Raw genomic sequence first — 5712 nt, 5'->3', positions numbered from 1 at the left:
GTAGCGCTCCGTGTCAGTGGGGTCGCATTATAGGGCGGCGAATTAAAAGCGCAAGCGGTTTTTGCAGAATTTTTGAAGAAAAGTGATGAAAATAGGTTGTTCGCGTAATTTTCGAGCGAAAAGGCTTTTTATATACAATTTAGGTATCTAATAAGCTCATTTAGATGAAAGCACAGGAAGTCATGTACATGCTTTTTCTCTGCAAAGTTTAACTGCAAATAAAATCAGTAGTAATAACTAAGCCAAAGCGTTCCACTTGAGCTTTACTCTTTTGCGTCTAGGCTATAAGAGTACATTTTTAACATTAGGATATGTAAAAGTGGAGCTCAATAGCATTCATTCTTTTTTTCATCAAACATATATGCCTCATGGGCATTGCTATTTATGGCAACCACACCTACTTTGGACGAATGTCATTTCAGATTTACTGATAGCCACAGCCTACTTTTCTATTCCTATCGCCATTATGATTTTCGTGAAAAAACGGCCTGAAGTAGGTCGGCATTGGCTATTTATTTTATTTTCCAGTTTTATAACATTATGCGGAATAACACACCTGATTGGTATCTATACTGTTTGGCATGGGGCGTATGGAATACACGGGATTTCTAAAGCTCTTACCGCCGTCGTATCTATGGTCACTGCAATCTACCTGTTCAGACTAATACCAAATGCAGTCGCTATTCCCACACCGAGCCAGTTTTTTGGGGTGAAAGATAAACTTTCGAAATTAACCAATGAGCAAAAACAACTTAAATCTTTGCTCGCCGAGCACAGAACAACTGAGTTTATGCTCAATAGCTTACCCGTTAGCACACTATTACTCGATGATTCTTACAACATAGTGAAGTGTAACCCCCAACTGTTGAAAGAGTTGGGCTATAAAAATGCAAAACCAATGCTCGGTACACAATTGTCAGATCATATTCAGCTCGACGACCCATTTCATGACTTATCGACCTTACTTTCAGAGTCAAGACGGAATAAGCCTCAAGCACTTGAGCTGCTATGTCAGATAATTACAAAAACTGGCGTTGCGATCCCAATGGAAATGAAACTAGTACACTCTTCGTTTGAGGAGCAAAAGTTTACAATAGCAATATTTAACAACTTATCGTCCTACAAACAGCTAAAGCAACAGCTTAATGCGTCGCATCAGAGAATTGAAAGAGCCATTAGTGCAACGGAAGATGGTGTATGGGAGTGGGATGTCCAGAATGATAGTGTCATCTATTCCCCTACATTAATGAAGATGATTGGTAAGGAGCACCTAAAAAACCCGACTTACTTAGACTGGTATGAACATATTCACCCCGACTACCGCCCTGTAGTCGAAGATGCTATAAAAAATCACTTTGAAACCAAAAAGAAACTTCAAGTGGAGTACTTAGGACGTAACCAAGATGGCGTGTACGCTTGGTTTTTAGCTGTGGGGAATAGTCAATTTGACGAAAATGGTAATGCTTGCATCATGTCTGGTGCATTGCGTTACATTCAAGATAGCAAACAGCTAGAATCTCAAATTGCTGAAAAAACAAATATCCTTAACTGTCTATTCGATGGCACCAACCAAGCTATCTGGTTGCTGAAGGTAGAGCCAAATGAAGACTTTACGTTTTTGCAATTTAATAAAGCGGCAAGCGAGAGAATCAATGTATCCCCTGACGATATTATGAATAAGCGTTTATCCGAATTAGATAACTCAATTCTTGCACCAGATATTGTGAGCAAAGTCAGAAACAATTACTTGCTTTGCTGTGAGCGGAAATCGCCGTTTGAATATGTTGAAATGATTCCCAACAATAATGAAAACAGATGGTATCAGACAACCCTCTACCCTATTGTTGACTCAAATAATGATGTTGTGAAAATTGTTGGTACAGCCATCGATATCACTGCTCGGAAGCTGGCAGAGCAGGAGCTTGAAGAAAACCGAACATTCTTGGAACAGATAATTAATTCGGCTGTATGTGGCTTGTATTTATATGACATTGAGAACAAAAGAAATACTCGGATCAATCAGCGCTACACAGACATTTTGGGATACAGTATTAATGACCTGAAAAACACGACTATGAGTGAACTTATTCATCCAGATGATGAGCCCAAATTAGTTTCCCACTTTGATAAGGTACTTTCAAGCAAGCAGCAGGAGCTAATATCTGTTGAGTATCGCTTAAAACATAAGAGCGGCAATTGGATATGGTGTAGTGCTGTAGATACCATAATTACCAGAGATAAAAATGGTAAACCAAAAGTGCTACTTGGCACCTTCGTCGATATAACAGATCAGGCCCAGTTACTATTAAAACTAAAATCATCCAACGAAAATCTAGAACATTTTGCTTTTCTTGCCTCCCATGACCTTCAGGAACCTTTAAGAAAAATCATCGCATTTACTGATAGCTTATCGGTACGGCTAACTAAGCACTTGAAAAAAGATGAAAATGCGAAATTTGAGATGTCTAGATTAATTGAAGCTGCGGATCGCATGCGCACAATGATACAAGATCTTCTTAAACTATCCCGATTGCAATCACAAAAGATAAGGCCATTACAAACAACCTTGGGAGACCTCATTGATGATACCTGTGAGCAGATAAGTTATTTGATTGAGGAGCACAATGCGAAAATAAATGTGGAAACACCAGAGCAAATTTTAAATGTTGATAGCTCTTTATTCGTCCAAGTCTTTCAAAACCTGGTTTCAAACAGCCTTAAATTTATTGATACTAAACTAACACCGGAAATACGTATATTTTGCACCTCGAAAGATAACCTAGTCACTATTTTTTATGAAGATAACGGTATTGGCATTAAGGAGCCATATTGGCGTAGCATATTTGAACCATTTAAAAGATTAGATAATGGTGTTAATTACTCGGGCAGCGGTATTGGCTTGGCTATGTGCAAAGAAATTATTAAGTTACACGAAGGTGAGATTGTGTGTCGAAGTCAGGAAGAAAGCGGCACAACTTTTATAATAAACTTACCAGCCACTAAGGAGTAGTTATGGATATTGTTCTAGTCGACGACGATCCTGATGATGTTTATCTTTTTACCACTGCTTGCGAGCATATCATCCCCAAGCCAAACCTAATCGTTTTACAAAATGGTGAACAGCTTTTGGAATATATAGACACCCCTGGTTCCAAAACTGAACAACTATATTTAGTTGACCTAAATATGCCAAAAATGGGTGGCTTGGAGGCTTTAAAGCATATAAACCAAAGAGGCATGAGTAATATGCTTTGCCTAATAGGCTACACGACTTCGAATCATCCATCTGATATTGAGCATGCATTTTCGTTGGGTGCCAAATCATATATCACTAAACCTAGTAAGATAGTTGATCTAATCGAGCTGCTCGAAGTGCTTACTAAATATTGGTTCAACTACAACCACTTTGCTAGGAGCACTCAATGAATAGATGGTTAATTTATCTTTTAGAAGATAATGAAGATGATATTTACCTAATAAAGCAGTTTCTGGCTAACTATAGTGGTCGTCACCAGTTCAGATTAAAAGCGTTCAAAGACCTATCCTCTTTGAAAGCAGCAACACAACAATGTTATCCAGATATACTACTTATTGACCTAAACTTGCCTGAAAGTACCGGCCTAAACACGCTAGTTGCAGTTAAACACTTTGTTTCCAACACCCCTATCATAGTGTTAACAGGTAATTCAGAAGGAGAGATCGGAGAGAAAACAATTCAATTAGGAGCTCAAGACTATATTCCAAAATACGAGCTCACTACGTCATTACTCACTAGAACCATAGTCTTCTCAAAAGAGCGATTCGAACTACAACGTAATCTAGAAAACATGGTAGTGATAGATAAACTGACCATGCTCAACAATAGAGGCTCATTTGATAATGAGCTTCATAAGTATGTTCAGGACGCCATTAGATATAATACGCGTTTTGGACTTTTGTTCATTGATTTAGATAACTTTAAAACGGTTAACGATGAACTAGGTCATCAAGCCGGTGACCAATTGTTAAAGAGTATAGCGGCCAAACTCAAAATGTTTCGTAGAACATCCGACTTTGTTGCCAGATATGGTGGTGATGAGTTTGTTATTATCGCACCTCATGTTTCAGACAAACAGCAACTCGCTAAATTGACCCTGCACAAATACAATTTACTTGCCGATAGCTACTGCATCGAAGGGAATAACAGTCAAATCCATGAGGTTAATCTAGAAGTGAGTATTGGTGCAGTACTCTTTCCTGAAGATGGTGAAAACGAATCTCAATTGATCAACAACGCTGATGCTGCAATGTATCATGCTAAAGAAGCAGGGAGACCTTTTAAAATTAATAGCTAAAAAATAAAATAGCACCAGAAGTTACTTTGTTGGTCATTGTTGTACACATTGCTCCTGTCGCGCTTTAAATAGAACTTAGGAGCATTTTACATAGGCACTGGCATAGAAAAGCTTAGTTACAGAGCTAAGCTTGAAGTATCCTAAACCCAACTGTTATTACGAATAATGCCTACAGCAAGGCCTTCTATTTCAAATGATTGATATCTTAAATCAACTGTAATTGGGGCAAACTCTTCATTTTCTGCATGCAAATATACCTTACTACCAGCCTTTTCAATCCTTTTAACAGTCACTTCATCTTCAACTCTTGCAACAACCACTTGTCCGTTTTCAGCAACCTTTGTGCTATGAACAGCAAGTAAGTCACCATCAATAATACCTATATCCTTCATACTCATACCATTTACTCGTAGTAAGTAATCCGCAGCAGGTTTGAATAAATGAGCGTCTATTTGGCAGTGCGTTTCAACATGCTGCTGCGCCAAAATTGGCTCACCCGCGGCAACTCGACCAATTAACGGTAGGCCTAAATCTTCCGGATCTTGATCGTCAACTAATCTGATACCACGGCTTGCTCCTGGCACCATTTCTATAACCCCTTTTTTTGCAAGGGCCTTTAAATGCTCTTCAGCTGCATTCGCACTTTTAAAACCTAAAGCTTCAGCAATCTCAGCTCTTGTTGGCGGCATGCCTGTATCTTTAATAAATACTCTAATTAATTCGAATACTTGTTCTTGTCTTTTAGTAAGTGGTCGCATACAACTGGTTTTCCATACAGTACATTTACTGTGAGTATATACAGTTAGTAAAAAATCGCAATGCAGAAAAAAAAATAATACAAATCTGTAAAAAGGTTCAGTCAGTTTTATCCACTTACGGTAACACACTTCTCCACAACAATAGGTACAAAAATAAACTCATTCCATGCCTTTGAAACTTCCTCAACCATCTCCTAATAATTTCTATTCGATAGATAGTGCTAACACATCCAGCCCCATCCATTATAACTGCAGCATGCCGACCAGACTCTGTGGCTTTTGATATTTGTTCCAAATGTAATGCCATCGCTTCTTTGTTCACACACGGAGGATCAGCTTCAGTTTTTCCGTTGTTCGGACAGGTTGCTCCAAACAGGTGGTCGTATTCGAATTGCAGTTGTTTGACTACTCTCGGTCTTGTACCACATGGCAGCTGCCACACTATCATCGACGCTAAGGTGCAAAGGGTTAACGACAACGAACGCAGTGAGTGCGTTTCCTTTGCGCAAGGTGAAGTATAGTGCAAAAGGTTAGCGACATGAGCGAAGCTAAGGTGCAAATGTTTAATGACAGTGAGCGAAGTTAAGGTGCAAAGGGTTAACGACAACGAACGCAGTGAG

The 5712-nt window shown here is 38.9% G+C and carries 4 protein-coding genes and 1 pseudogene; 3 read left to right on the top strand and 2 right to left on the bottom strand.

All coding sequences use genetic code 11. From position 1 onward, the window contains the following. Positions 1-319 precede the first annotated feature (319 nt). The 3 genes from HG263_RS22040 to HG263_RS22030 are packed head-to-tail and all read left to right on the top strand — an operon-like array spanning position 320 to position 4334. On the top strand, positions 320-3010 hold the full coding sequence (locus tag HG263_RS22040) for a PAS domain-containing protein (RefSeq protein WP_171628226.1): 2691 nt from the start codon (positions 320-322) through the stop codon (positions 3008-3010). A 2-nt stretch (positions 3011-3012) separates the two neighbouring features. Continuing rightward, positions 3013-3426, top strand: a complete 414-nt coding sequence (locus HG263_RS22035; protein ID WP_171628225.1) for a response regulator — start codon at positions 3013-3015, stop codon at positions 3424-3426. Continuing rightward, positions 3423-4334: a two-component system response regulator gene (locus HG263_RS22030; RefSeq protein ID WP_171628224.1), complete on the top strand. Its 912-nt coding sequence runs from the start codon at positions 3423-3425 to the stop codon at positions 4332-4334. The genes HG263_RS22035 and HG263_RS22030 overlap by 4 nt, the downstream gene beginning before the upstream one ends. Positions 4335-4474: 140 nt before the next feature. Here HG263_RS22030 and lexA read toward each other — a convergent pair whose 3' ends face one another. Next, positions 4475-5092 carry a transcriptional repressor LexA gene (gene lexA / locus HG263_RS22025; RefSeq protein ID WP_171628223.1) on the bottom strand — a complete coding sequence of 206 codons (618 nt, stop codon included), beginning with the start codon at positions 5090-5092 and terminating at the stop codon, positions 4475-4477. A gap of 229 nt (positions 5093-5321) precedes the next feature. Then, a pseudogene (locus tag HG263_RS22515) lies at positions 5322-5516 on the bottom strand (IS630 family transposase); the annotation flags it as partial. Positions 5517-5712 lie beyond the last annotated feature (196 nt).

The sequence above is a fragment of the Pseudoalteromonas caenipelagi genome, assembly GCF_013140855.1.
Taxonomy (GTDB): domain Bacteria; phylum Pseudomonadota; class Gammaproteobacteria; order Enterobacterales; family Alteromonadaceae; genus Pseudoalteromonas; species Pseudoalteromonas caenipelagi.
Note: the sequence above shows the minus strand (reverse complement) of the source record. Positions and strands in the feature narration are given on the sequence as shown.

Coding starts and splice junctions, on each gene's coding strand:
- HG263_RS22035 (WP_171628225.1), top strand. CDS start 3,013: ATGGATATTGTTCTAGTCGACGACGATCCTGATGATGTTTATCTTTTT.
- lexA (WP_171628223.1), bottom strand. CDS start 5,092: ATGCGACCACTTACTAAAAGACAAGAACAAGTATTCGAATTAATTAGA.
- HG263_RS22030 (WP_171628224.1), top strand. CDS start 3,423: ATGAATAGATGGTTAATTTATCTTTTAGAAGATAATGAAGATGATATT.